Source organism: Pseudotabrizicola sp., from assembly GCF_030684215.1.
In the GTDB taxonomy this organism is placed as follows: domain Bacteria; phylum Pseudomonadota; class Alphaproteobacteria; order Rhodobacterales; family Rhodobacteraceae; genus Pseudotabrizicola.
This window is the reverse complement of the sequence record NZ_JAUXOV010000077.1, coordinates 103,909-128,212: the sequence shown is the minus strand read 5'-3', so window position 1 is coordinate 128,212 and position 24,304 is coordinate 103,909. Positions and strand designations below refer to the sequence as shown.

Below are 24,304 nucleotides of genomic sequence, written 5' to 3'. Positions count from 1 at the left end.
TTGGTAACCAGCAAGAGGTTGTCCCCGTGTTTTCCTATTTTGAACGGCTCGTGGATCCTTACGGTCCTTACGAGCAGACCGATACGCCACCGCGCAAACTGTGGCCGTTTTTAAAGCAATATATTCAACCTTTCCGGGGCGTTTTTGCCATTACCGCGACGCTGTCTGTGGTGTCGGCTTTCGCGGATGTCGCGATGATCTGGTATGTCGGGCGTTTGGTGGATTTGCTGTCAACGACCGGCCCACAAGCGGTTTGGATCGACCATGGGACCGAAATTCTGTCTGTGGCTGCCGCGATCCTGATTTTGCGCCCCATCTTGTTGGTCGCCAATGTGGCCTTGTTGCACAATACGATTTTGCCGAACTTTGGCACCATGATTCGCTGGCGGGCGCATAGTCATGTGATCCGGCAACCTGTGGGCTGGTTCGAGAGCGATTTTGCAGGGCGGATTGCCAATCGAATCATGCAGACCCCTCCGGCGGCCGGGGATGCGGTCTTTCAGACCTTTGACGCGGTGGCGTTTGCCAGCGTGACCGTGGTGGGCGCTGCAATTATGCTGGCCGGAGCCGATGTGAGACTTTTGTTGCCGCTGGTAATCTGGTTTGTGCTGTATGCGGTATTGGTGCGCTGGACGGTGCAGCGCGCCGGACCTGCGGCCAAGGCGAGTTCGGATGCCCGCTCGGCCGTTACCGGGCGGGTGGTGGATGCCTATACCAATATTCATTCGGTAAAGCTGTTCGCGCATCATGATATGGAGCTGAATTACGCCCGCGATGCGATTGAACATGCGCGCAGCACTTTTGCGCGCGAAATGCGGATCGTTACCAAGATGGATCTGGCTCTGACCGTGCTGAATGGCGGCTTGATCGTGGGGGTGACTGGCTGGGCGCTGGTGCTTTGGTATCAGGGGCAGGCGACGGTTGGCACGGTGGCGGCGGCAACGGCATTGGTTTTGCGGCTAAACAACATGACCTATTGGATCATGTGGGCGTTTACCTCGTTGGTGCAGGCACTTGGCATCGTGGCCGAGGGCATGGAGACGATCACCCAGCCGATTCATCTGGTGGATGCGAAAGGGGCAAAGCCATTGGTATTGACCGCTGGCAAGATTGAGCTGGACAGGGTGAGCCACCATTATGGCCGTGGGTCGGGCGGGTTGCAGGATTTGTTGCTGACCGTGCAGCCGGGCGAAAAGATCGGTGTTGTTGGGCGATCGGGCGCGGGGAAATCGACCCTCGTCAAGCTGCTTTTGCGGTTTTACGACACCGAGGGCGGGATCATTCGTATTGATGGTCAGGATATTGCGCAGGTCACGCAGGATTCTGTTCGCCGGGTGATCGGGATGGTGCAACAAGACAGCAGCCTGATGCACCGATCCGTGCGCGACAACATTCTGTATGGCCGCCCTGATGCGTCAGAGGCCGATATGATTGCCGCCGCCAAGCGAGCTGATGCACATGAGTTTATTCTTACGCTGGAGGACCCCGAGGGTCGTACAGGTTATGACGCGCATGTGGGTGAACGTGGGGTGAAGCTGTCGGGCGGGCAGCGGCAACGCGTCGCGTTGGCGCGGGTAATCCTGAAAGACGCGCCGATCCTGATTCTGGACGAGGCGACAAGCGCGCTTGATTCCGAGGCCGAGGCGGCGATTCAGGAGGCCCTGTTTGGGGTGATGCAGGGCAAGACAGTGATCGCGATTGCGCACCGTCTGTCCACCATTGCTGCGATGGACCGGATCGTGGTGCTGGAAGACGGGCACATTGCCGAGCAGGGAACGCATGCCGAGCTTTTGGCGTTGAACGGGCTATATGCAAGGTTCTGGTCTCGCCAATCTGGGGGGTTTATCGGGCTTGAGGAAACGGCATGAGTGTTTTGCGGCGGCTGGGCGGATTTATCGACGCGTTTCGTCCGGCAGACGGACAACCACCGCAACAATTGTGGCCGTTCATGCGCTGGTGCCTGAAGGGGTCTTGGCCGATGCTGGGGCTGGCCGGGGTGTTCTCATCCATTGCCGGGGCCACAGAGGTGGTTTCAGCCATCATTCTGGGCTGGGTGATTGATGCGGCGTTAAACGCGGGACCCGAGCGGTTTTTCAGCGATCATGTGGTGCTGATCGGCATGTTTGTGCTGTTCTATCTGGTACTACGCCCGATGGCCTTTGGCATTGCGGCGGCGTCGAACAGCATTGTGGTGGGGCCGAATGTAATGCCGCTGGTGCTGTCGCGGTTGCATCGCTGGACGCTGGGTCAGGCGGTGACGTTCTTTGACAATGATTTTGCGGGCCGGATCGCGCAAAAGCAGATGCAGGCGGCGCGGGCGGTGACGGATGTGGCGACCGAGGTGATCAACACGGTCTGTTTTGCGCTGGCTTCGGTCATAGGGTCGGTGGTGTTTCTGGTGGCGATTGACGCGCGGATTGCCTTGGCGCTGGCGGCGTGGCTGGTGGTTTACATTCTGCTTATCCGGTTTTTTATGCCGCGGGTGCGGGTGAATTCGGCGGCGCGGGCATCGGCACGGGCGATGGTTTCCGGGCAGGTGGTGGATACGATCACCAATATCAAGACGGTAAAACTGTTCGCTCATGCCGCTTTTGAGGACCGGGTGGCATTGAAAGCAATGGAGGTTTTCCGCGAGCGTAGTCTTGAGTTCGGGGTGATCTCGACGTGGTTCCGGCTGTCTTTGATGACCGTGGCGGGCGTTTTGCCAGTGCTGCTGATTGGTGGCACGGTGGTGCTGTGGCAGCAGGGACAGGCGACTGCGGGCGCGATTGCGGCTGCGGGCGCGATTTCGATGCGGATCGCACAGATGTCGGGTTGGGTCAGCTTTACGCTGATGTCGATTTATACTTCGGTGGGTGAGGTAGAGGACGGGATGAAAACTCTGTCGGCGCCGCACGATCTGGCCGATGCGTCGGATGCGGTGGATCTGGTCAAGGTGCAGGGCCAGATCACTTTTGCCGGTGCCAGCTTTGCCTATGGGCGTCGTCGGGGTGGGGTCGAAGACCTGAACCTGACAATTCGCGCCGGGGAAAAGCTGGGGATTGTCGGGGCCAGCGGGGCGGGAAAATCGACGCTGGTTGCAATGCTGTTGCGGCTCTATGATTGCGAAAAAGGGGCAGTTCTGGTTGACGGGCAGGATGTGCGCCATGTGACGCAGGAAAGTCTGCGGCGGCAGATCGGGATGGTCACGCAGGAAACTGCGATGTTCAATCGCAGTGCGCGCGACAACATCGCCTATGGCCGTCCGGATGCGACCGAGGATGAGATTATTGCCGCTGCTCGTTCGGCCGAAGCGGATGGGTTCATCAGCCAGATGATCGACCATACCGGTCGCAAGGGCTATGCAGCGTTTCTGGGTGAGCGCGGCGTTAAGTTGTCAGGCGGGCAACGGCAACGGATCGCGCTGGCGCGGGCCTTTGTGAAGGATGCGCCGATTCTGGTGCTGGATGAGGCGACGAGCGCGCTGGATTCGGAAGTTGAGGCCAATATCCAGAGCGCGCTGGACCGGGTGATGGAAGGCAAAACCGTGCTGGCGATTGCGCACCGTTTGTCCACGATCGCGGCGATGGACCGGATTGTGGTGCTTGACGAAGGGCGGATTGTCGAACAAGGCAGACATGAAGCGCTTTTGGCGCAAAATGGCCTGTATGCCCGCTATTGGAACCGTCAATCGGGCGGGTTCATCGGGGCAGATGAAAAGGAAGCGGCAGAGTGATCATTACCATAGAGCGGCTGGGACACCTTGGCGACGGGATCGCCCAAGGCGAAAACGGGCCGATCTTTGTCGCCGGCATGCTGCCCGGCGAGGTGGTTGAGGGCGATCTGGAGGGCGACCGTCTGGTCAACACAAAGATCGTGACGCCAAGCGCGGCACGCATCAAGCCGCCCTGTTCGCATGCGCGAGCCTGTGGCGGTTGTCTGATGCAGCACGCATCTGACGACATGGTGGCCGATTGGAAGACTGCGAGCGTTGAGGGCGCGCTGGCTGGTCAGGGCCTGCACGCGCCATTCCGGCCGATTATGACATCTCCGCCTCGGTCGCGGCGGCGGGCGACATTTGCCGCCCGGCGAACCAAGGGCGGGTCGATGATCGGGTTTCATGCCCGCGGGTCGGATGCCTTGGTGCAGATCCCGAATTGCCAGCTGGTGCATCCCGATCTGATGGCCGCGATGCCGGGGCTGGAAGAGTTGGTGCGTCTTGGAGGATCACGCTCGCAGGAAGTGGCGCTGATGGTGACACGCGCACTGGGCGGGCCGGATGTGGTGGTGACGGGCGGCAAGCCGCTTGATGGACCCTTGAGGCTGGAACTGGCGCGGGTGGTCGAAGCGCATGCGTTGGCGCGGCTGACGTGGGACGGCGAAACGGTCGCGCTGCGGGCAACGCCAATTCAGACCATTGGCAAAGCCAAAGTCGCCCCTCCTGCCGGCGCATTCTTGCAGGCCACAGAGCATGGCGAACGTGCCTTGTTAGAGACGGTTCGTGAGGCTTTGGGGCCACAGAAAAAGATCGTCGATCTGTTTGCCGGAATTGGTACATTCGCGCTGCCACTGGCCGAGGGGGCCGAAGTGCATGCGGTGGAAGGTGACCCGGCCATGGTGGCCGCATTGGACAAAGCCTCACGCAATACCGAAGGACTTAAGCCGATCAAGGCCGAAGCGCGCGACCTGTTCCGCCGTCCGCTTGAGCCGGATGAGTTCAAATATGTAACCGGGGTGGTTGTTGACCCGCCACGTGCCGGGGCTGAGGCGCAGATGCGCTGCCTGGCAGAAGCCAAGGTTCCGGTGATTGCCATGGTGTCGTGCAACCCGGTGACATTCGCACGGGATGCAAAGATTCTGGTTCAGGCGGGTTATTTGCTGGAATGGATACAAGTTGTCGATCAATTCCGCTGGTCGGCGCATGTGGAACTTGTGGGCCGCTTCGTTCGGTAGCATATCCCCTGACAACCTTGGATCAGGAGACGATGATGACGCGCGAAAATGTGGGTGACTGGCTGGATCGCCCATGGGTCAGAAACGCCATTATTGGCGTGATCCTGTTCAACGCGGTGATTCTAGGGTTAGAGACCTCGTCTGCGGTGATGGGGCGGGTTGGTGGTTTGATCCTGCTGTTGGATAAGATCTGCCTGGCGATTTTCGTCGCTGAAATTGCGGCAAAGCTTTACGCGCAGGGGCTGCGCTATTTCCGCAATGGCTGGAACCTGTTTGATTTTGTGATCGTCGGCGTGGCGCTGGTGCCTGCTGGCCAGGGCCTATCTGTGCTGCGGGCACTGCGGATTCTGCGGGTGCTGCGGGTGATTTCAGTCGCGCCGCGTCTGCGTCGCGTGGTCGAGGGCTTTATCACTGCTTTGCCCGGTATGGGGTCGGTGTTCTTGCTGATGGCGATCATCTTCTACATCGGCGCTGTCATGGCGACAAAGCTGTTCGGCGGGGCTTTTCCTGATTGGTTCGGCGACTTGGGCAATTCGGCTTATACTCTGTTCCAGATCATGACGCTGGAAAGCTGGTCGATGGGTATTGTGCGCCCGGTGATGGACGCATTCCCCTATGCGTGGATGTTCTTTGTGCCGTTCATCATGGTCACCACATTTGCGGTGGTGAACCTGCTGGTGGGCCTGATCGTAAACTCGATGCAAGACGCCCACTCTGCCGAAGACAACTTGAAAACTGACGCTTATCGCGACGAGGTTCTGACCCGGTTGGCAGCGATCGAGGCGCGTCTGTCCAAGGGTGATGACACAGGCGTGAGCAAGTGAGCCGCCAAACCCGCTAGGCAGAACCGGGAAAATTCGGTATGCGGGCAAAAAAGTGGGGCAGAGCAGATGTGGGTTTTTCGGGTATTGGTGCTTTTGGTGTTGGCTTTTGGGCTGGCGGCCTGTGGCAACAAAAGCAAGTTTAAAACATATAACGGTCCCGAAGTCACATCGGTTCAGGTCCACAAGGGCGCGCGCAAGATGTATTTGCTGCATCATCAGAAGGTGTTGAAAAAATACGATATTGCGCTTGGGTTTGCGCCTTCTGGGCATAAAGAGTTTGAAGGCGACGGCCGGACGCCCGAAGGAACCTACATCATCGACCGGCGCAATCCGAATTCGGAATTCCACCTTTCAATCGGCATTTCCTATCCCAATCAGGCTGACCGCGAATACGCAAAATCATTGGGCAAATCGCCGGGTGGCGACATCTTCATTCATGGCGGGCCGCGCAGGCCGGTGTCACGTCGCGACTGGACCGCAGGCTGTATTGCGGTGACCGACAAGGAAATGGAGCGGATTTATGCGATGGTGAAGAACGGAACACCGATTCAGATTCTACCCTGAGGTTTTGGTGCCCGCCGGGGTCAGCCCCCGGTCACAACACACCACCAGATCTTGCCGCTTGGCTCTTGATACCAGGAGAAGCCCATTTCACGGGCAGATGTATCAAGGATGATGGCGCGGGTTTCGGGCTGGCGCATCCACGCTGCAAGCGTGACCAGTTCGGTTTCGAATGTCTCAGAGATAAGCTCGCCCTTCAGGCCGCCTGTGTAGCCGACACGCTGCACGCGGGTCAGCGGCGAAGAGCCGTCAGAGCCGAAGTGCCAAGGACGATTCTGTACCGCCATATCACGCGCATGGGTGGCGGCGGCGGCGTTCAGCGCGGCATTGAACGCAAGTGGCTGGGCGTTTTGGGCGCGGCGCAGCGCGTTAACCGAATCAAGCAGGCGGAATGAAATCTCATTCTCGGAGCCAGGGGCGATCTTGTAGACCTGTGGCAATGGCTGGCCGCTGGCATCGACCGGCACCGCCGACATTTGTTGGGCACATGCTGAAAGCAGACCAACCGCACCGAGGGTCAGAACCACGCGTCTGTTCATCTTGAATTCCGATCGTTCCCGCCCGAGGGCATCATGTTTCCTGCGCTGTGTATCTAAACTGCATGGGCATTTCAAACCCAACTCTGCGTGACTCCGCCGGTTGACGGCGGTTTGATTTGCGGGTTTTGGCCGATGGGCGTATGAATCCCCCAATAAATCAATCTCAGGAGACCTCGTATGAGCGTCGAAGATCGGACCAAACTGAACCGGCGGGCCTTTCTGGGAACCGCTGCTGCCGGCCTTGGGGCCGGACTGTCCCCCGCTTTTGCAATGGACGGATCAACGGAAATGGATGGCAGCGTTGCGACTGGCAGCGTTCGCAACAATGTTTCCAGCTTTAGGATGCTTCGTTGGCAGGACTACTTTGACAGCACCCGCAACGGGGCGATTCTTGTCGACCTGACATCGCGCGCGCTGCACTATTGGTCTGACGATCAGGGCACCTATCGGCTTTACCCGACGTCAGTCCCGCTGTCCGAAGATCTGACCCGTCGCGGGCGGACGGAAGTGGTGCAAAAGGTCGTCGCCCCAAGCTGGCGCCCGACCCCTTCAATGAAGCAGCGCAACCCTGAATGGCCCGATGTGGTGGAGGGCGGCTCGCCTGACAACCCACTGGGATCGCATGCGCTTTACCTGTCCTGGACCTATTACCGAATTCATGGCACCCATGACACACGCAAGATCGGTCGCCGATCTTCGAACGGATGTGTCGGACTTTATAATGAACACATCTCGGAACTCTTTTCGATGACGAAAGTTGGCACTCAGGTGTTGCTAATTTGACGACAAGTCGGTGAAGCGAAGGCTGCTTCAACAAGCCAGATTGCAAATCTTGTGCCAAGCTGGTTATGAAGTCGATACGAGGTACAGTCTTGGGTGCATGCCGTCGCCTCTGCAACATTCGGCGGTATGCTATAACTGGAGGTTATTATGAAGAAACTTGCGCTTGCTGCCGCTCTGACGGTCGCTGCTTCCACCGCTTACGCTGGTGGTATGATGGAACCTGTTATGGAACCAACCGTTGTTGCCGCTCAGACGTCTTCGTCGGCTGGTGGTATTGTTGTTCCTTTGCTGCTCCTGCTCATCATTGCAGCTGCTGCATCGAAGTGATCTGATCCTAGGATCGGTTTTAAGGAAAAGGCGGTGGGATATCCCACCGCCTTTTTCTGTTTCTGGCCTAAGTTTCGCGATGATAAGTTGCGTCAGCGCAGCCAGCCCGAGAGGTTCTCAGAAATGACCGCCATCAACGCGGTGATGTGGGCGTCGTCATCATTCAGGCAGGGGATATAGGTAAAGGTCTCGCCGCCCGCGTGTTCAAAAGCCTCGCGAATCTCTCCGTTGATTTCTTCCAGCGTTTCAATGCAGTCGGACGAAAAGGCCGGAGCCATCACGGCGATGTTCTTTTTGCCCTGCTTTGCCAATTCGGCCACATGCTCAACGGTGTAGGGTTTCAACCACTCCTCGGGGCCAAATACCGACTGGAACGTGGTGTCGATGCTGCCCTTTTCCCAGCCCAGCCGCTCGCGCAGCAGGCGCGAGGTTTTTGCGCATTGGCAATGGTAGGGATCGCCCTCCATCAGATACCGTTTGGGCATGCCATGGTAGCTGGCGACCAGCACATCGGGCTTTGCATCCAGCGCGGCATATGCGTGTTCAACCGATTGCGCCAAGGCCTCGATATACAGCGGGTGGTCAAAGTATTCGGGGACCGTGCGCACGGATGGCTGACGCTTTTCCTTCATCAAGGCGCGGAAAAACTCATCATTTGCGGTTGCTGATGTGGCCCCTGCGTAATGTGGGTAAAGCGGGAAGAACAGGATCTTCTCGCATCCCGCCTCAACCATTGCCCGGACTTTTGATTCGGTAGACGGGTTGCCATAGCGCATGCAGAAATCAACCATGATGCCATCGCCATATTTGGCGGCGATGCCTTCGGCGATCTTGCGGGTCTGATCCTTGGTGATGGTCAGCAGCGGGCTTTCATTGCGATCGTGATTCCAGATCAGCTTGTAGTTTGCGCCCGAGCTAAAGGGGCGTTTGGTAAGAATCACCAATTGCAGAAGCGGTTGCCAAAGCCATGCCGAGTAATCGACGACGCGCTTGTCAGACAAAAACTCATTCAGATAGCGGCGCATCGACCAATAGTCGTAATTATCAGGCGTGCCCAGGTTGGCCACCAGAACACCGATCTTTGCCTGTCGCACCGGGGGGTGGTCGACAGGCGCATGGGCAAGACGGCCCTGACCGGGCGCAATGACAGTGCCCTGTGTGGCATGGGTCATTTCGTGCTTGGCATCGAGCATCGCGTACGTCCTTGGCTGATCAGGTAATAGGCGGGACATATAGGCTTATTCGCCGGGGTCAACCTTTGCGCGGGTGCAGGGGCAGCGGCATTTCAGCCGTATTCAGCGCATCTGCCAGACTTTGGACTGCTGAACCGGGGCGAAGCGGCTTTTGCTGGCTGTCATGCGGGGCCCAGCCCGTGAGGCAGATGATTTCAAACGTGGCGGGGATACGGCCCTCGGCATCCGCATATTGCGTCTGATAAATCTCGGCAGCACGCAGCAGCACGGCGCGGCGGGTGGGGTGACGCAGGCGCGCGGTAAGCGCGTTGCCCTCGCCCATCAGGCGCAGGTCGCGCATCAGGTGCAGTGCATCGCGGTAGCGCACCGTTTTGGTAAAGCTGTCCGCGACCGGCAGGGCGAAACCCGCGCGTTGCAGCAGACCCCCCAGATCACGGATTTCGCCCATCGGCAGCACGCGGGGTGACAGGCCACCTGCGATCTCGGCCTCGGCCTCGGCCAGACAGGCGCGCAGCTCGTGCAAGGTCTGGCCGCCGAACATCAGCGCAAGGAAAAGGCCATCGGGGCGCAGAGCGTGGCGACACTGCACAAGTTGACCCACGGGGTCGTTCGCCCAGTGCAGGCACAGCGCATGGATCACCAGATCATGCGCGCCAGGGGTAAGGGCCAGCAGGTCATCATCCGCGACGGGGGTGCCGATATCTTGCCAAAGTTTCGGAAAACCTGTCACCACGGCAGGCGATGTAAAGGCTCTGTTAACCTCGATCAGTCTTTCCTGAACTTCGGCGTGCGCCTCGTCTTGCAAAAAGAACTCAGTGGCCCGGTTGCGATTGCGCAACAGGGCGGGGCGGTCGGTCAGGATGGGTGGCGTCTGCATGGCGCGGAAGATGGGGGGCGGATGATGGGAATGCAAGCGGCGCTGCTGCATATGGTCTATCCGCCGCAATGCGTGGCCTGCGATGCGATGGTGGCCAGTGATTTCGGGCTGTGCGGGGCATGCTGGCGCGAGACGCCGTTTGTGACCGGGTTGGTCTGCGACCAATGCGGCACGCCCTTGCCGGGGCAGGATCCGGGCCACGCGGTGCATTGTGATGACTGTCTGGCCATCGCGCGGCCCTGGTCTCGGGGGCGGTCGGCGATGCTTTATCGGGACAAGGCGCGCAGCTTGGTCTTGCAGCTAAAGCATGCCGACCGGCAAGATCTGGCACGGCCTGCGGGTGGGTGGCTGATGCGGGCGGCGCAGCCGATCTTGCGGCCGGGTATGCTGATCGCCCCGGTGCCGCTGCACTGGCTGCGGCTGCTCCGGCGGCGCTATAACCAGTCGGCGCTGCTGTCGGCGCAGGTGGCGCGGTTGTCGGGCCTCGATCATTGCCCGGATCTGTTGCAGCGCCAACGCAACACACAAACTCAGGAAGGCCGAAGCCGCGACGGGCGGTTTGCCAATCTGGCCGACAGTATCCGGGTTCATCCACGTCGGAGTGCGCGGGTAGAGGGGCGGCATGTTCTGCTTATTGATGATGTGATGACATCGGGTGCGACTCTGGCTGCCTCGGCAGAGGCCTGTCTGGCCATGGGCGCAGCCGAGATTTCGGTTCTGGTGCTGTGCCGCGTTGCGAAGGAATGCTAAATCCGTATAGTCCCGCGCAACACCGCCGCTTGCGCAGGATCTGCCATGAAACCCGTTGAAATCTATACCACGCCTTATTGCCCCTATTGTATCGCGGCCAAGCGGCTGCTGGATAAAAAGGGTGTCGTCTATGCCGAAACCGATGTCAGCCGTGACCCTGATTTGCGCGCAGCCATGACCAAGCGCGCCGGCGGCTCGCGGACAGTGCCGCAGATCTTTGTCGGCGGACAGCATGTGGGTGGATGTGATGATCTGCACGCGCTGGACCATCGCGGTGCTCTTGATCCGTTGCTGGCCGGATGATGCGGGTCGGTTTGGTGCAACTGACGGTCAGCGATGACCCGGTGGCGAACCTGACCGGGACGCTTGCTTTGGTTCGGGAAGCTGCCGCCGGAGGTGCGGGCTTTGTGCTGACCCCGGAATGTACCAATGCGCTGTCGTCCAGCCGCGATCATCAGTGGGCAGTGTTCCACCATGAGGCGGCGGATCCAAGTCTTGCCGCGCTCCGGGCAGAGGCAAAGGCGCTTGGCATCTGGTTGTTGATCGGATCACTTGGGCTAAAGACAGATGACGTCGATGGCCGCTTTGCCAACCGATCATTTTTGATCGGGCCAGATGGCGCGGTAGCGGCGCGCTATGACAAGATCCACATGTTTGATGTAACGGTGTCAGAGGTTGAATCCTATCGCGAATCGGCAGGCTATCGGCCCGGTGCCCGCGCGGTGGTTGTGGAAACGCCCTTTGGCCAAGTGGGCATGACGGTGTGCTATGATGTGCGGTTTCCCTATCTTTACAGGGCTTTGGCGCAGGCTGGCGCGCAGATCATCACCGTGCCTTCCGCCTTCAACCACATTACAGGGGTCGCCCATTGGGAAGTGCTTTTGCGCGCGCGCGCGATTGAAACCGGGTGTTTTGTTCTGGCCCCGGCGCAGACCGGGTTTCACCCCGAAAGCGCGGGCAAGGGCCGGCGGACGCATGGGCATTCACTTGTGATTGCCCCTTGGGGCGAGGTGTTGGCCGATGCCGGGGAAGAGACTGGGGTGACATTTGCCGATCTGGATCTGTCCCGCGTGGCAACGGCGCGGGGGCGGGTGCCGTCTCTGACGCATGACCGGAGGTTCACCGGACCATGAGCGAGCGGGAGAGGGTTGAGGAAATTGCGGTTGCCCTGTTTGGCGAATTGTTCATGGCCGATCAGTTGGCGCGCAACCGAATTTCCAAAGTGCTGCCCAAAGGAATGGAACTGTCGCATTTCGGGGTGCTGAACCATCTGGCGCGGCTGAACGAAGAGCGGACCCCGGCGCAACTTGCACGGTCTTTTCACGTAACGCGCGGGGCGATGACCAACACGTTGGCCAAGCTCGAATGGGCAGGGCATGTGCATATCCGCCCTGACTGGGATGACGCCCGGCGCAAGTTTGTGGCGATCAGCCCTTCAGGTCGCGCGGCGCGCGATGCGGCTGTGCAGGCGGTTGCCCCGTTGATCGGAGAAGTGGTGCAGGCGTTGGGTGCCGAGCGGGTGCGGGCGCTGGTGCCTGTCCTGCGGGAAATGCGGACGCGCCTTGAAGGTGATGGCTAAGGTGGATCACATTGTCGTGACGCGTTTGGGTGGAGAAGCCCGGTGACCCCTGCAAAGCGTCTGTTTGATATTGCTACGGCACTGTTTCTGGGGTCGTTGTTGGCGGCGCCTTTTGGGCTTTTGCTGATCTATCTTTTGCTACGTGAAGGGCGGCCTGTGTTTTACGTATCCGAACGGATGTCCACACCGGGGCGTCCCTTTATGTTGTGGAAGCTGCGCACGATGCGTGTGGTCGAGGCGGACTGGGGTGTGTCGGGCGGCGACAAGGCGGATCGTGTGACACCCATGGGAAAGTGGCTGCGCAAATACCGCGCTGATGAAATTCCTCAGCTTTGGAATGTGTTGAAGGGTGACATGAGTTTCGTCGGGCCAAGACCGCCGTTGCGAAGATATGTCGAACGCTTCCCTGACCTATACGCAAAAGTGCTGCAATCTCGTCCCGGCGTGACGGGGCTTGCGACCCTTTACTTTCACGCCCACGAAGAACGTCTGCTTGGCGAATGCGTTACGCCTGAGCAGACAGACGAAGTCTACGCCCGCCGCTGCGTTCCGAGAAAGGCGCAACTGGATGAAATTTACGGCAGGCGTCGAAATCTTTGCATGGATGTCATGCTGATGATAGAAACCGTGCGCGGGATAACGCACATCAACAAGAAATCCCGTTCTGGTTGAACGATGCGGCGGTTAAGGTTACCAAGCCGGAGTAAGGTCGAAAAACGCCTTTCTCATCCCTTTTGATGTTTTTTTGTGTCGGGGCCCTACCGTTGAAAATTACTGCATCCAGACTTTTACTTCGACTGGTCGGACATCTGTCCAGACTTCAAAAGCAGATCATCCTCTTTTTGATGGATGTATTTTTGGCACCTCTGTCTTTGTTGGCCAGTTACTACTGTCTGTATCAGGCATCCAGCGCATCTGCGATGGCGGCAGCCGGGATTTTTGGCTTTGGGGCCGTTACCCTTTTCACCGCTATTGGATCGCTGTTGCTTGGCATCCCGCTGATCAAGCTGAAGTCCTATGAGGCAGTCGGTGCCGTGAAGACGGGCCTCTTGGCGATCTTTGCCGGGTTTGGGCTTTTGCTGGCACATAAACTGTCAGATTTTCGGCCGCCAATTGCAGTACTGCCTTTGTTTTTACTGATTTTTATTCTGTCGATGGTGGTCGCACGCTTTGCGCTCCTCGCTTTATTGCTGGCCGTGTTGCGTCAGGGTCAGGTGCGCCGAAATGTGGTGATTTACGGTGCCGGCAGCACCGGCGCGATGCTTGCCACGGCACTGCGGTCGCATGAAAGCATTCACGTGGTGGCCTTTGTCGATGACGATCCGCAGGTACAGCGCATGACGCTGCTGGGCCTGAAGGTTTATCCTGCTAACCAGCTGGAACGAATCGTTCTGCGCTACGATGTCGAGCGGGTGCTTCTTGCAATGCCATCCGCATCATCGGCCCGGCAGGCTATGATCGTGCGGGATCTGGTGTCGCGGGGGCTGGATGTTCACGCCCTGCCGTCCTTTGCCCAGCTGGTCGGAACAGAGGTCATTGTGGATGCACTGGCGCCTGTGTCCCCCGGTGTGTTTTTGGGCCGTGATCCGGTCACCGATTTGCGACCTGAAGCAACCGATGCCTATGGCGGCAAGACCATTCTGGTCACAGGTGCTGGTGGGTCTGTCGGATCTGAACTGTGCCGCCAGTTGTTGCCGTATCGGCCGGCCCGGATCGTTTTGTACGAAGTGAGTGAAATCGCGCTTTATACGATCGAGCGGGAGATGGCCGAACGTGCGGATGCGCAAGGCATCAGCTTCGTGGCGGTGCTTGGCACGGTCACAGAATCACGGCAGGTCAGGGCCGTTCTGGCGGAATACAAAGTCGATGTGATCCTGCATGCAGCGGCTTACAAGCATGTGCCTTTGGTTGAGAGCAATCCTATTGCTGGTCTGGTCAACAATGTGCTGGGCACCCGCACTTTGGCCGAAGCCGCGCTGGAGCAGGGGGTGAAGCGGTTCATCCTGATTTCGACCGACAAAGCCGTGCGCCCGACAAATGTGATGGGCGCATCCAAGCGGATGGCAGAGTTTGTCGTGCAGGATATGGCGCGTCGGTCTTCCAACACAGATTTTTCGATTGTGCGCTTTGGGAATGTGCTTGGAAGTTCGGGATCGGTCGTTCCTCTGTTCCGCGAGCAGATCAAGAAGGGCGGCCCGGTTACGCTGACCCATGAAGACGTGACCCGCTATTTCATGACGATTTCTGAAGCCGCCAACCTTGTACTGATCGCCGGGGGGCTGTCACTGTCCCGTGGGGCGCATGAGGGGGATCTGTTTGTTCTTGATATGGGGCAACCAATCAAAATCAGGGATCTGGCCGAACGCATGATCTGCGCCGCCGGGTTTACCGTCAAATCGGCAGAAAACCCCGATGGCCATATTGAAGTTTCGGTGATCGGTCTGCGACCGGGTGAAAAGCTGCACGAAGAACTGTTGATCCAGCCCGGAATGCTGACCACGCCACATGAAAAAATCCTTCGTGTTCAAGAGCGTGGCCTGACAAGCATACAAATGACGTCTGCTTTGCGTGAATTGCGCAACGCGGTTGCGGTTGGCAATGCAGCCGCGGCCCGTCGTGTCATTGAAGCCTATGTTGAGGGGTATGGAAATTCGGCAACCTCGGCGATCCGCATGGAGCGCACTGGTGCATGATTGTGCAACTTTGCACCAGCGGTCAGGCAAGTTGGGCTTGGATATTGCGACCCGGCACGTCGTGTCTATGATGCACCAAACTCGCGCTAAAAGGACGGCAGTCGGATGATCAAGCTTAAGATATCAACGGCTGTAGTGGCGCTGGTCGCCGCTGGGGCCCTTGCTACAACAGCGGCTCTGACAGAGACCCGGCCCACTCTCAATATGTATGGCGCGACAGGCCTGATTGACATGCCGTCGGCTGAAATGCAGCCCGATGGAATTTTGTCAGGAACTTCCAGCCATTTCGGTCCGATCAGCCGGACAACGCTTACTTTTCAGATCACGCCGCGCATTTCGGGCAGCTTTCGGTTCCAGGGGATTCGTGATTGGAACAAGGTTCTTTGCTGCGATGGCGTGAACCAGTTTGAAACGTACTACGACCGCTCGTTTGATCTGCGATACAAGATCCTTGATGAAGGGCGCTATCTGCCAGCGATCGCTATTGGCCTGCAGGATTTTGTGGGAACGGGCGTGATCGCGGGCGAATATGTGGTCGCGACCAAGCATGTTACCCCTGATGTAAAGGTTTCAGCCGGTTTGGGCTGGGGACGTCTGGGCAGTTTTCAATCGATCGGCAGTCCTTTGGGTGACCGGCCCGAACTGGTGATCGGCAAGGGTGGGAATTTCAATTTCGGCCAATGGTTCCGTGGCCCTGCGGCACCCTTTGCCGGTGTTGAATGGCAGATAAACGACCAGTGGACGGCCAAGGCAGAGTATTCCTCTGACGCTTACGACGAAGAATCACGGGTGCGTGGCACGTTTGACCGGCGTAGCCCGCTGAACTTCGGGGTCGAATACCAGCGCAACGAGTCTTTGCGGGTCGGCGCCTACTACATGTCTGGCAGCGAATTCGGGATCGCCGCGCATTTCATCATGAACCCGAAGAAGCGTGCGGGCGGCGGTATCGCAACATCTGCGCCCGATCCGGTCGACCCCCGGCCATCGCGCGGCGCCAACCCTGAGGCATGGTCGACCACTTGGCTGGGACAACCAGAGGTCCAGAACACGCTGCGGGTCCGTTTGACGCGCAGACTGGAAAAGGATGGGGTTCAGGTCGAATCGGTGCGGTTTGACGGGTCTACGGCGTATGTCCGTATCCGAAATCTGACCGTCGACGCCGAAGCGCAGGCCGTGGGTCGCACGGCGCGCGCCCTGACAAAGGTGGCCCCCGCTTCGGTCGAGCAATTTGTGATCGTGCCAATGGTCAACGGGATGCCGGTTTCACAGGTCGTGCTGCAGAGATCTGACATCGAAGCGCTGGAGTTTGACACCCAAGCAGGTGAAAAAATCCTTGCGCGGGCCCAGATCCTGTCCGCGCCGGCCGTGTTGAACGACGGTATCCGCGATCCTGAGGCCTACCCCAAGTTCACCTGGTCGTTGGTGCCGATGGGGCGATTGCGGGTGTTTGACCAAAACTCCCCATTCAAAGCGGGCGCCGGGCTGGAGTTGAACGGGCGGTATGAAGTGACGCCGGGGCTGATCCTCAGCGGATCAGTATCGAAGTTCTTGTTCAGCAATCTTGACGATCGTCCGCCGTTGCCCGAGCGGGGTCGGCTTCAGCCGGTCCGGTCGGCAAACTATTTTTACGATCGCGACGGTGATCCGGCTATCGAGACCCTGGCGCTGACCTATTATCGCAAACTTGCGCCTGAACTCTATGGCCGCATGTCGCTTGGCTATCTGGAGCGGATGCATGGCGGTTTGTCCACAGAAGTGCTTTGGATGCCAACGGCTCGTCGCTGGGCAATCGGGGCCGAGGTAAACTACACGGCTCAACGGTCCCCCGATCAGCGGCTTGGCTTTTCACTTCCGGTTGATATGTATGAAACGGACCTTTGTACACCAGACTTTGCAACCGCAGCATGCGGTGCGCGCAACAGCTATCGGGTCGTGACCGGTCATGTGTCGGGGTACTATAAGTTTGACAACAATTTTCACGCTCAGGTTGATATTGGCCGCTATCTGGCAGGGGATGTCGGGGCGACGCTTTCGTTGAAACGAGAATTTGACAACGGCTGGAAGGTTGGGGCGTTTGTGACAAAAACCAATGTCTCTGCCGAAGACTTTGGCAGCGGGTCGTTTGACAAGGGTATAACGGTTGAGGTGCCTTTCGCGTCTTTGTTGGGCATACCAAGCACCAAGACCAGAACAACAGTGTTGCGGCCCTTTGGGCGTGATGGTGGGCAAAGACTGGATGTCGACGGACGGCTTTACGAAACCGTACGCGGCTATCGCGCCGATGGCTTGACCGAGCAGTGGGGACGGTTCTGGAAATGAAATTTGTTCCTGCGATTATTGCAGTATTCGCTTTTGCAGCCTGTGGAAATGAAGCTGGCTCAGTTGGTGGAGGCGAAATTGCCAAATCACTGCTGACGGCCTCTACCGCCAAGCTCAAGGGTGCCGCGCCTGCTGATCTTGGCCTGACCCGCGAAGCGCTTGAACAGGTGGAGACGCCAGTGTTGCTTGCGACCATTGACAGTCGGGGTCAGCAGGCCTTGCTTGGAGAAGTTCAGCAGAACCAAGGTGTTGCAACTTGGTCCACGCTTGATGACGTGACTGTATCATTCCGAAATGGTGTTATTGTTGCAACACGGGGTTTGGGCAATGATCTGATGGCTTCAGATGGTTTGGCCGTTTCCAGGCAGGCGGGGACCAAATCCCGTATTTACACTCACCTGGATGGCGAAGACAAATCCGTCCGGCGCCGTTTTAGCTGCAACGTGTTGCCGCGCGGATCGGAAGTTATTGAGATTGTGGAGGTTTCCTACACAACATTACGTGTCAGCGAAAACTGTTCTGCTGATGGGGCGGTGTTCCAGAATGACTACTGGTTTTCATCTGATCAAAAAATACGCAAATCGCGCCAATGGATTAGTGACGATGTGGGATATTTAACAGTTGAGGATCTTCGCCGCTGATCGACTTGCTGGGGGCTTTTATGCTGGCCCAGTTTATGCTAGCTACAACCCAATAGTTTACAAACGGAGAGTTCCTATGTCGCGTATTACTGCTTTTGTTACGGCTCTTGCTCTGGCTGCATCGGTTTCCGCTGCTTCCGCCGGTGGCATGGGCGGCGTCGCTGAAGAAGAAGAGCCAATCGTTATTGTTAAGCGCGGTTCGTCGTCTTCCGTGCCAGTGATGGCTGGCGGTTTGGGCGCTGGCGCGGTTGTCGGTGGCGTGGTTGCGCTGGCTGCGATTGCAGCTATCGCAAAATCGTCTTCGGGCAGCCACTGATCTTTGATCATCTGAACAGGGCCCGCTTCGGCGGGCCTTTTTTCGTTTCAAGGCGCCGGGTGGTGCTGGTTTCGCCCTTGCAAGAATCCTGTTTGAGGGGTAAAGACACTTAACAGCGGTTTTGGGGTCCACACCCGAAGCTACCGAAAGAAGTTCCCGGGCCGCTTGGCCCGTTTTTTGTTTTTGGAAATCATGACCGATCTTATCGCCAAAACTGCCATTGATCGCCGCCTTGCCAGCATCATCACACCTGTCATCGAGGGGCTGGGGTTTGAGCTGGTGCGCGTGCGCCTGATGGGGGGCAAGACCCGCATCCTTCAAATCATGGCCGACCGCCCTGATGGTGGGATCGTGGTTGAAGACTGCGCCACGATCTCAACTGCCGTTTCGGCGGTCCTGGATGTCGAAGACCCGGTAGAAGAAAACTATGTTCTCGAAGTATCGTCTCCGGGCATTGATCGGCCGCTGACCCGTCTCAAGGATTTTGAGATGTGGAAGGGTTGGGAAGCACGGATCGAGACGACTGAACTGATCGACGGCCGCCGCCGTTTTAAGGGTGCGCTTGCGGGTGTTGAGGATGAAGAAATTCTGATCTTGATTGAAGAAGGCGGCGAAGAGGTAACCATCGGGTTGCGGTTCGACTGGCTGTCTGATGCCAAGCTGATGCTGACAGACGACCTGATCGCCGAGATGCTGCGCCAGAAAAAGGCCAGCGGCAACTTTGACGAATCAGAGTTCGACGAGATTGAACAATCCGAAGGCGAGGAAGAAGACCCCGCCGAAGAAACCAAACACTAAGACCGGGAGTTGACCGATGGCGATTACCTCTGCCAACCAGCTTGAGCTTCTTCAGACTGCCGAAGCGGTGGCCCGTGAGAAGATGATCGACCCGGATCTGGTGATCCAGGCGATGGAAGAAACGCTCGCTCGTGCCGCCAAGTCGCGCTACGGCTCTGAGCTGGATATCCGTGTGAACATCGACCGCAAGACCGGTCGCGCCACCTTTGCCCGCGTGCGGACGGTGATGGAAGATGATCTGATCGAGAATCACCACGCACAGCTGACTGTGAAGCAGGCCAAGAATTATCTGGCTGACCCGCAGATTGGCGACGAGGTCATCGACGAAGTTCCTCCGGTTGATCTGGGCCGTATTGCTGCGCAATCGGGCAAGCAGGTGCTGTTGCAGCGCGTGCGCGAGGCCGAGCGTGATCGTCAGTACGAAGAGTTCCGCGACCGCAAAGGAACGATCATCAACGGCGTGGTCAAGCGCGAAGAATATGGCAATGTCATTGTCGATGTTGGCCGCGGCGAGGGTATTTTGCGCCGTAACGAAAAGATTGGCCGCGAAGCGTATCGCATCGGCGATCGCATTCGTTGCTTTATCAAGGATGTGCGCCGCGAAGTGCGTGGTCCGCAGATCTTCTTGTCGAGGACCGATCCGCAGTTCATGGCCGAGTTGTTCAAGATGGAAGTGCCGGAAATCTATGACGGTATCATCGAGATCAAGGCTGTGGCCCGTGATCCTGGTTCGCGCGCCAAGATTGCCGTGATTTCCTATGACAATTCGATTGATCCGGTCGGCGCCTGCGTTGGTATGCGCGGCAGCCGGGTTCAGGCGGTGGTCAATGAGTTGCAGGGTGAGAAAATCGACATCATCCCGTGGAATCAGGATCAGGCGACGTTCCTTGTGAACGCGTTGCAGCCAGCCGAAGTGTCGAAAGTTGTGATCGACGAAGAAATCGGCAAGATCGAAGTTGTGGTGCCCGATGAGCAGCTGTCTTTGGCCATTGGCCGTCGTGGTCAGAACGTGCGTCTGGCAAGCCAGTTGACGGGTCTGGACATCGATATCATGACAGAAACCGAGGAATCAGCGCGCCGTCAGGCCGAATTCGCCGAGCGCACCAAGCTGTTCATGGAAGCGCTGGATGTTGATGAGATGATGGCGCAACTTCTGGTGTCCGAAGGGTTTACTAACCTGGAAGAAGTTGCCTATGTCGACGCGGATGAGCTGTTGTCTATCGACGGGTTTGATGAGGGCACGGCGGCAGAACTGCAGGCCCGCGCCCGCGACAATCTGGAAGAACAGGCCCGCAAGGCGCTTGAAAATGCGCGCAACATGGGTGTTGAAGAAAGCCTGATCAACTTTGAAGGGCTTACCCCGCAGATGCTGGAGGCACTGGCCAAAGACGGCATTAAGACGCTGGAAGACTTCGCCACCTGCGCTGATTGGGAACTGGCAGGCGGCTGGACCACTGAAAACGGACAGCGCAAGAAAGATGATGGTATTCTGGAGACGTTTGACGTGAGCCTTGAAGAAGCCCAAACCCTTGTCATGACGGCACGCGTCATGCTGGGCTGGGTGGACCCTACCGAAATGGAACCGGCAGCCGACGACGCCGAATCTGCGGAGGCCGAGGCCTGATCTCAGGCCTCGGAGCAACGCGCATGACGCGTGGCGGGCAAAAAGAATCGCGCGATGAACCGGAACGCAAATGCATCGTTTCCGGGGAAAGCCAGCCAAAAGCGGGATTGATCCGCTTTGTGCTGGGGCCAGAAGATATGATCGTTCCGGATATTCAGGGGCGGCTGCCCGGTCGTGGGATCTATGTTTCTGCGGATCGTGACGCATTGGCTAAAGCGGTGAAGAAGAACCTGTTTTCACGGGCTGCGCGTCAGCCGGTGAAAGTGCCTGATGATCTGCCCGATATGGTCGAGCGGCTCTTGGTGCAGCGGGTGATCGACCTTATATCGCTGGGACGGAAAGCCGGTGACGCGATTTGCGGCTATGAAAAGGTGAAAGAGTGGCTGATCAAGGGTCAGGCACGAACGCTGATTCAGGCCAGTGATGGTTCAGAACGCGGGAAAGACAAGCTCCGCCCACCAAATGGGCGAGAAACCCTGATTTCCTGTCTTACGGCAGGGGAAATGGGTTTGGCATTCAGCCGCGAACGTGCGATACACGCCGCGCTTGCGGCTGGTGGACTCAACAACCGTGTTGTAGAGGAAGCGGCAAGGCTTGTCGGCCTGCGTGGGGCAGATGACAAGCAGGTCGGCGACATGATCGCCGGGAAGGATACGAAGGACGCATGAGCGATACAGACGGCAAAAAACCCCTCGGTTTGGGTGGCGCACCTCGTTCCGGTCAGGTGAAGCAAAGCTTCAGCCACGGCCGGACGAAAAGCGTCGTGGTTGAAACGAAGCGCAAGCGCGTGGTCGTTCCCACAAAGCCGGGCGCAGCCGGTGCAACAGGCGCGGGCGGAGGGTCACCAAATCTCGGCGATCCGGCCAAGCGGCCTGCGGGAATTTCCGACGCCGAGATGGAGCGTCGCCTGACCGCATTGCGCGCCGCCAAGGCGCGCGAAGTTGCGGACAATGAGCGTCGCGCTGAGGATGAGCGTCAACGCGAAGAAGATCGTCAGCGTCGCCGCGAAGAAATCGAGGCGAAAGAGCGCGAGGAGCGTGAGCGTCTTGAGGCATTGCGCCTGAAGGCCGAAGAAGAAGAACGCACCGTGCGTGCCGAAGCTGATGCGCGTGTCGCAGCGGCTGCACAGCGCAAGGCTGATGTTCTTGGGACGCGCCCACGGTCCAACGAAAAGCCGGCCGAGGCCAAGTCCGGACCTGCGACCCCTGCACCGGCTGACGCGCCGACCAATCGCAATCAAGATGCGACCGGACCGCGCGGCGTTGCTGCCAAGGCTCCGCTCGCCCCTACGCCACAGCGTAAAACTGATCGTGAGCGCGAAGAGCGTGAACGCAGCGCCAAGGCAAAGGGTGATGATAACCGTCGTGGTGGCAAGCTGACCCTGTCGGCCGCGCTGAACGGCGAAGGCGGACGCACGCGCAGCCTTGCCGCGATGAAGCGCAAGCAGGAAAAAGCCCGTCAAAAGGCCTTGGGCTTTGGCAACAAGCCCGAAAAGCAGGTGCGCGATGTGCAGCTGCCCGAAACGATTGTTGTGTCTGAGCTCGCCAACCGTATGGCCGAGCGCGCTGCTGATGTGGTGAAATCGCTCATGAAAATGGGCATGATGGTCACCATGAACCAAGCCATTGATGCGGATACCGCTGAACTGGTGATCGAAGAATTTGGCCACAAAGCGGTGCGCGTGTCTGATTCGGATGTGGAACAGGTGATCGACTCGGTCAAAGACCGTGATGAAGACCTGCAAACACGTCCGCCGATTGTCACCATCATGGGCCACGTTGACCACGGCAAAACCTCGCTTCTGGATGCGATCCGCAAGGCGAATGTGGTGTCGGGCGAAGCGGGCGGGATCACCCAGCACATCGGTGCCTATCAGGTTCGCACGCCAAACGGTGCGCTGGTGTCGTTCCTCGACACTCCCGGTCACGCTGCCTTTACCAGCATGCGGGCCCGTGGTGCCAGCGTGACGGATATCGTCGTTCTGGTGGTTGCGGCAGATGATGCCGTGATGCCGCAGACAATTGAAGCGATCCACCACGCCAAAGCCGCCAAGGTTCCGCTGATTGTGGCCATCAACAAGATGGACAAACACGGTGCCGACGCAACCAAGGTGCGGACCGATCTGCTGCAGCATGAGATTGTCGTCGAGGCGATGTCGGGCGATGTGCAGGATGTTGAGCTGTCGGCCAAAACCGGCATGGGTATCGACACCCTGCTGGAAGCCATCGCTCTGCAGGCCGAGATTCTGGAACTGAAAGCGAACCCCAAGCGGTCCGCCTCTGGTGCCGTGATCGAAGCCAAGCTGGATGTGGGCCGTGGTCCGGTCGCCACCGTTCTGGTGCAAAACGGCACCCTGCGCAAAGGCGATATCTTTGTCGTCGGTGAGCAGTGGGGCAAAGTGCGTGCGCTGATCAACGATCAGGGCGAAACTGTGCTGGAGGCTGGTCCTTCGGTTCCGGTCGAAGTGCTTGGTCTGTCGGGCACACCTTCGGCTGGTGACACACTGAATGTGGTTGAAACCGAAGCGCAGGCGCGCGAGATCGCGGATTACCGTGAGAAAGCTGCCAAAGACAAGCGCGCTGCGGCTGGTGCTGCGACCACGCTGGAACAGCTGATGGCCAAAGCCAAGGCCGACCAGTCAGTTGCAGAGCTGCCGATTCTAGTGAAAGCCGATGTGCAAGGTTCTGCCGAAGCCATCGTGCAAGCGCTGGAAAAGGTCGGCAACGACGAAGTTCGCGTGCGTATCCTGCATTATGGGGTGGGTGCGATCACCGATACTGATGTGGGTCTGGCCGAAGCTTCGGGCGCGCCGATCATCGGGTTCAACGTGCGGGCCAATGCGTCTGCCCGTCAGTCCGCGAACCAGAAGGGCGTTGAGATCAGGTATTACTCGATCATCTATGATCTGGTTGATGACATCAAAGCCGCTGCCTCGGGTCTGTTGAAGGCCGAAGTGCGCGAAACCTTCATCGGGTATGCGCAGATCAAAGAGGTGTTCAAGGTCACCGGGATTGGTCAGGTTGCTGGCTGTCTGGTCACCGAAGGCGTGGCGCGTAGGTCGGCGGGCGTTCGTCTGCTGCGCGACAGTGTTGTGATCCACGAAGGCACCCTGAAGACGCTGAAACGCTTCAAGGACGAAGTGAAGGAAGTCATCTCGGGTCAGGAATGTGGCATGGCGTTTGAGCGCTATGAGGACATTCGTCCCGGCGATGTCATCGAGATCTTCGAGCGCGAAGAAGTGCAGCGCTCACTGGCGTAAAAGCTTTTACAGGCAAAAAAGCCGGGGGAAGCCCCGGCTTTTTCTGTTACAAAGGTCTGGTTCAGGCCACGCGTGCCGCTGTGACAGCAACCCCTACAAACAGCTTTTCATCGACTTTGATTACAAGTTTACCATCAGACAGGGTCCTGACAAGCAGGCCCTGAATGGAAACACAACTTCCGACAGTGATCGTTCTCAGCATCCACCAACCCCCCATTAGCTCTGCATGGAAACAATTAATGTAAATTGTTCAGAAAACCATTAGAAAAATGCCGTATTGTACATTTTC

Annotated in this window: 23 protein-coding genes; 20 read left to right on the top strand and 3 right to left on the bottom strand. The window is 58.2% G+C overall.

What is annotated here, in order from left to right; all coding sequences use genetic code 11:
- Positions 1 to 26 precede the first annotated feature (26 nt).
- The 5 genes from Q8K08_RS20895 (at position 27) to Q8K08_RS20875 (ending at position 6,320) form a co-directional block, all read left to right on the top strand.
- Positions 27 to 1,868, top strand: a complete 1,842-nt coding sequence (locus Q8K08_RS20895; protein WP_304796628.1) for an ABC transporter ATP-binding protein — start codon at positions 27 to 29, stop codon at positions 1,866 to 1,868.
- Positions 1,865 to 3,715 (top strand): ABC transporter ATP-binding protein, encoded by a 1,851-nt coding sequence (locus Q8K08_RS20890; protein ID WP_304796631.1) that lies wholly within the window; start codon positions 1,865 to 1,867, stop codon positions 3,713 to 3,715. Before Q8K08_RS20895 ends, Q8K08_RS20890 begins: the two co-directional genes overlap by 4 nt.
- Positions 3,712 to 4,932, top strand: coding sequence for a class I SAM-dependent RNA methyltransferase (locus Q8K08_RS20885; RefSeq protein WP_305251606.1), 1,221 nt, complete (start codon positions 3,712 to 3,714; stop codon positions 4,930 to 4,932). The genes Q8K08_RS20890 and Q8K08_RS20885 overlap by 4 nt, the downstream gene beginning before the upstream one ends.
- Positions 4,933 to 4,964: 32 nt before the next feature.
- Positions 4,965 to 5,756, top strand: coding sequence for an ion transporter (locus Q8K08_RS20880; RefSeq protein WP_304796636.1), 792 nt, complete (start codon positions 4,965 to 4,967; stop codon positions 5,754 to 5,756).
- Between the two features lie 66 nt (positions 5,757 to 5,822).
- Complete coding sequence (locus Q8K08_RS20875; RefSeq protein WP_304796639.1) at positions 5,823 to 6,320, top strand: murein L,D-transpeptidase family protein; 498 nt, start codon at positions 5,823 to 5,825, stop codon at positions 6,318 to 6,320.
- 20 nt (positions 6,321 to 6,340) lie between these two features.
- On the opposite strand, the gene Q8K08_RS20870 is transcribed toward Q8K08_RS20875, so the two are convergent.
- Positions 6,341 to 6,856 (bottom strand): CAP domain-containing protein, encoded by a 516-nt coding sequence (locus tag Q8K08_RS20870; RefSeq protein ID WP_304796641.1) that lies wholly within the window; start codon positions 6,854 to 6,856, stop codon positions 6,341 to 6,343.
- A gap of 177 nt (positions 6,857 to 7,033) precedes the next feature.
- Between Q8K08_RS20870 and Q8K08_RS20865 the strand changes: the two genes are divergently transcribed.
- A complete protein-coding gene (locus tag Q8K08_RS20865; RefSeq protein ID WP_304796644.1) occupies positions 7,034 to 7,639 on the top strand; it encodes a L,D-transpeptidase in 606 nt (201 codons plus the stop codon).
- A 147-nt stretch (positions 7,640 to 7,786) separates the two neighbouring features.
- Positions 7,787 to 7,966: a hypothetical protein gene (locus Q8K08_RS20860; protein WP_305251605.1), complete on the top strand. Its 180-nt coding sequence runs from the start codon at positions 7,787 to 7,789 to the stop codon at positions 7,964 to 7,966.
- A gap of 92 nt (positions 7,967 to 8,058) precedes the next feature.
- Here Q8K08_RS20860 and hemH read toward each other — a convergent pair whose 3' ends face one another.
- Together hemH and Q8K08_RS20850 are read right to left on the bottom strand one after the other, a co-directional pair.
- Positions 8,059 to 9,138, bottom strand: coding sequence for a ferrochelatase (gene hemH, locus Q8K08_RS20855; RefSeq protein WP_305251633.1), 1,080 nt, complete (start codon positions 9,136 to 9,138; stop codon positions 8,059 to 8,061).
- Positions 9,139 to 9,217: 79 nt separating this feature from the next.
- Positions 9,218 to 10,036, bottom strand: coding sequence for an SAM-dependent methyltransferase (locus Q8K08_RS20850; RefSeq protein ID WP_304796651.1), 819 nt, complete (start codon positions 10,034 to 10,036; stop codon positions 9,218 to 9,220).
- 24 nt (positions 10,037 to 10,060) lie between these two features.
- Between Q8K08_RS20850 and Q8K08_RS20845 the strand changes: the two genes are divergently transcribed.
- The 13 genes from Q8K08_RS20845 (at position 10,061) to infB (ending at position 24,015) form a co-directional block, all read left to right on the top strand.
- Entirely contained in the window at positions 10,061 to 10,786 is a 726-nt protein-coding gene (locus tag Q8K08_RS20845) for a ComF family protein (RefSeq protein ID WP_304796654.1), read from the top strand.
- A 45-nt stretch (positions 10,787 to 10,831) separates the two neighbouring features.
- Positions 10,832 to 11,089 carry a glutaredoxin 3 gene (gene grxC / locus Q8K08_RS20840; RefSeq protein ID WP_305251604.1) on the top strand — a complete coding sequence of 86 codons (258 nt, stop codon included), beginning with the start codon at positions 10,832 to 10,834 and terminating at the stop codon, positions 11,087 to 11,089.
- Positions 11,089 to 11,919, top strand: a complete 831-nt coding sequence (locus tag Q8K08_RS20835) for a carbon-nitrogen hydrolase family protein (protein WP_305251632.1) — start codon at positions 11,089 to 11,091, stop codon at positions 11,917 to 11,919. Before grxC ends, Q8K08_RS20835 begins: the two co-directional genes overlap by 1 nt.
- Positions 11,916 to 12,365, top strand: coding sequence for a MarR family winged helix-turn-helix transcriptional regulator (locus Q8K08_RS20830; protein WP_304796659.1), 450 nt, complete (start codon positions 11,916 to 11,918; stop codon positions 12,363 to 12,365). The genes Q8K08_RS20835 and Q8K08_RS20830 overlap by 4 nt, the downstream gene beginning before the upstream one ends.
- Positions 12,366 to 12,407: 42 nt before the next feature.
- Positions 12,408 to 13,037, top strand: a complete 630-nt coding sequence (locus tag Q8K08_RS20825; RefSeq protein ID WP_304796661.1) for a sugar transferase — start codon at positions 12,408 to 12,410, stop codon at positions 13,035 to 13,037.
- 173 nt (positions 13,038 to 13,210) lie between these two features.
- Entirely contained in the window at positions 13,211 to 15,058 is a 1,848-nt protein-coding gene (locus Q8K08_RS20820; RefSeq protein ID WP_322573393.1) for a nucleoside-diphosphate sugar epimerase/dehydratase, read from the top strand.
- A gap of 105 nt (positions 15,059 to 15,163) precedes the next feature.
- The gene (locus tag Q8K08_RS20815; protein WP_305251602.1) at positions 15,164 to 17,377 is read left to right on the top strand and encodes a YjbH domain-containing protein; all 2,214 of its coding nucleotides are present in this window, start codon (positions 15,164 to 15,166) and stop codon (positions 17,375 to 17,377) included.
- Positions 17,374 to 18,018 (top strand): YjbF family lipoprotein, encoded by a 645-nt coding sequence (locus Q8K08_RS20810; protein ID WP_304796670.1) that lies wholly within the window; start codon positions 17,374 to 17,376, stop codon positions 18,016 to 18,018. The genes Q8K08_RS20815 and Q8K08_RS20810 overlap by 4 nt, the downstream gene beginning before the upstream one ends.
- Before the next feature lie 76 nt (positions 18,019 to 18,094).
- Positions 18,095 to 18,334: a hypothetical protein gene (locus Q8K08_RS20805; RefSeq protein ID WP_304796673.1), complete on the top strand. Its 240-nt coding sequence runs from the start codon at positions 18,095 to 18,097 to the stop codon at positions 18,332 to 18,334.
- 192 nt (positions 18,335 to 18,526) lie between these two features.
- A complete protein-coding gene (gene rimP, locus Q8K08_RS20800) occupies positions 18,527 to 19,132 on the top strand; it encodes a ribosome maturation factor RimP (RefSeq protein WP_304796676.1) in 606 nt (201 codons plus the stop codon).
- Positions 19,133 to 19,148: 16 nt separating this feature from the next.
- The gene (nusA, locus tag Q8K08_RS20795) at positions 19,149 to 20,756 is read left to right on the top strand and encodes a transcription termination factor NusA (RefSeq protein WP_305251601.1); all 1,608 of its coding nucleotides are present in this window, start codon (positions 19,149 to 19,151) and stop codon (positions 20,754 to 20,756) included.
- 23 nt (positions 20,757 to 20,779) lie between these two features.
- Positions 20,780 to 21,424, top strand: coding sequence for an RNA-binding protein (locus Q8K08_RS20790; RefSeq protein WP_304796682.1), 645 nt, complete (start codon positions 20,780 to 20,782; stop codon positions 21,422 to 21,424).
- On the top strand, positions 21,421 to 24,015 hold the full coding sequence (gene infB / locus Q8K08_RS20785; protein ID WP_304802570.1) for a translation initiation factor IF-2: 2,595 nt from the start codon (positions 21,421 to 21,423) through the stop codon (positions 24,013 to 24,015). Before Q8K08_RS20790 ends, infB begins: the two co-directional genes overlap by 4 nt.
- Positions 24,016 to 24,304: the final 289 nt, after the last annotated feature.

What these genes read in the sequence shown, in the direction of transcription:
- Q8K08_RS20830 (WP_304796659.1), top strand. Translation starts at nt 11,916, where the DNA reads ATGAGCGAGCGGGAGAGGGTTGAGGAAATTGCGGTTGCCCTGTTTGGC.
- Q8K08_RS20875 (WP_304796639.1), top strand. Translation starts at nt 5,823, where the DNA reads ATGTGGGTTTTTCGGGTATTGGTGCTTTTGGTGTTGGCTTTTGGGCTG.
- rimP (WP_304796676.1), top strand. Translation starts at nt 18,527, where the DNA reads ATGACCGATCTTATCGCCAAAACTGCCATTGATCGCCGCCTTGCCAGC.
- Q8K08_RS20815 (WP_305251602.1), top strand. Translation starts at nt 15,164, where the DNA reads ATGATCAAGCTTAAGATATCAACGGCTGTAGTGGCGCTGGTCGCCGCT.
- Q8K08_RS20850 (WP_304796651.1), bottom strand. Translation starts at nt 10,036, where the DNA reads ATGCAGACGCCACCCATCCTGACCGACCGCCCCGCCCTGTTGCGCAAT.
- Q8K08_RS20790 (WP_304796682.1), top strand. Translation starts at nt 20,780, where the DNA reads ATGACGCGTGGCGGGCAAAAAGAATCGCGCGATGAACCGGAACGCAAA.
- Q8K08_RS20880 (WP_304796636.1), top strand. Translation starts at nt 4,965, where the DNA reads ATGATGACGCGCGAAAATGTGGGTGACTGGCTGGATCGCCCATGGGTC.
- Q8K08_RS20845 (WP_304796654.1), top strand. Translation starts at nt 10,061, where the DNA reads ATGGGAATGCAAGCGGCGCTGCTGCATATGGTCTATCCGCCGCAATGC.
- Q8K08_RS20805 (WP_304796673.1), top strand. Translation starts at nt 18,095, where the DNA reads ATGTCGCGTATTACTGCTTTTGTTACGGCTCTTGCTCTGGCTGCATCG.
- grxC (WP_305251604.1), top strand. Translation starts at nt 10,832, where the DNA reads ATGAAACCCGTTGAAATCTATACCACGCCTTATTGCCCCTATTGTATC.
- Q8K08_RS20890 (WP_304796631.1), top strand. Translation starts at nt 1,865, where the DNA reads ATGAGTGTTTTGCGGCGGCTGGGCGGATTTATCGACGCGTTTCGTCCG.
- nusA (WP_305251601.1), top strand. Translation starts at nt 19,149, where the DNA reads ATGGCGATTACCTCTGCCAACCAGCTTGAGCTTCTTCAGACTGCCGAA.
- Q8K08_RS20870 (WP_304796641.1), bottom strand. Translation starts at nt 6,856, where the DNA reads ATGAACAGACGCGTGGTTCTGACCCTCGGTGCGGTTGGTCTGCTTTCA.
- Q8K08_RS20810 (WP_304796670.1), top strand. Translation starts at nt 17,374, where the DNA reads ATGAAATTTGTTCCTGCGATTATTGCAGTATTCGCTTTTGCAGCCTGT.
- infB (WP_304802570.1), top strand. Translation starts at nt 21,421, where the DNA reads ATGAGCGATACAGACGGCAAAAAACCCCTCGGTTTGGGTGGCGCACCT.
- Q8K08_RS20860 (WP_305251605.1), top strand. Translation starts at nt 7,787, where the DNA reads ATGAAGAAACTTGCGCTTGCTGCCGCTCTGACGGTCGCTGCTTCCACC.
- Q8K08_RS20820 (WP_322573393.1), top strand. Translation starts at nt 13,211, where the DNA reads ATGGATGTATTTTTGGCACCTCTGTCTTTGTTGGCCAGTTACTACTGT.
- Q8K08_RS20835 (WP_305251632.1), top strand. Translation starts at nt 11,089, where the DNA reads ATGCGGGTCGGTTTGGTGCAACTGACGGTCAGCGATGACCCGGTGGCG.
- Q8K08_RS20865 (WP_304796644.1), top strand. Translation starts at nt 7,034, where the DNA reads ATGAGCGTCGAAGATCGGACCAAACTGAACCGGCGGGCCTTTCTGGGA.
- hemH (WP_305251633.1), bottom strand. Translation starts at nt 9,138, where the DNA reads ATGACCCATGCCACACAGGGCACTGTCATTGCGCCCGGTCAGGGCCGT.